This window comes from Streptomyces viridochromogenes, assembly GCF_001270495.1.
Taxonomy (GTDB): domain Bacteria; phylum Actinomycetota; class Actinomycetes; order Streptomycetales; family Streptomycetaceae; genus Streptomyces; species Streptomyces viridochromogenes_A.
Genome location: NZ_LGUR01000147.1, coordinates 1 through 310 on the forward strand (window position 1 = coordinate 1; position 310 = coordinate 310).

General features: G+C 73.2%; 1 protein-coding gene. It reads right to left on the bottom strand.

What is annotated here, in order from left to right; all coding sequences use genetic code 11:
* The coding region (locus ADK36_RS15855) for a polyketide synthase dehydratase domain-containing protein (RefSeq protein WP_159391161.1) at window positions 1–310 on the bottom strand (310 nt) is incomplete at both ends.

Genomic DNA, 310 nt, shown 5'->3' on the forward strand with positions numbered 1-310 from the left:
GGACGCGGAGGGTGGTGGCTGCGCCGGCGTAGAGGTGGACGTCGTTCCAGGCGAAGGGGAGGACGAGGTGGCGTTCGTGGTCGGGTTGGTCGGTGCGGAGTGCTCCGGCGTGGAAGCAGGCGTCGAGGAGGGCGGGGTGGAGGCCGTAGCCGTCGGGCTTGCCCGCTTCCTCGGGGAGCGTGACCTCGGCGTAGAGGTCGGTGCCGTGGGCCCATACGGCACGCAGGCCGCGGAAGGCGGGGCCGTAGCCGTAACCGGTGGCGTCGAGTTCGCCGTAGGCGCGCTCGGCGGCGTCCTCGATCGGGACGGC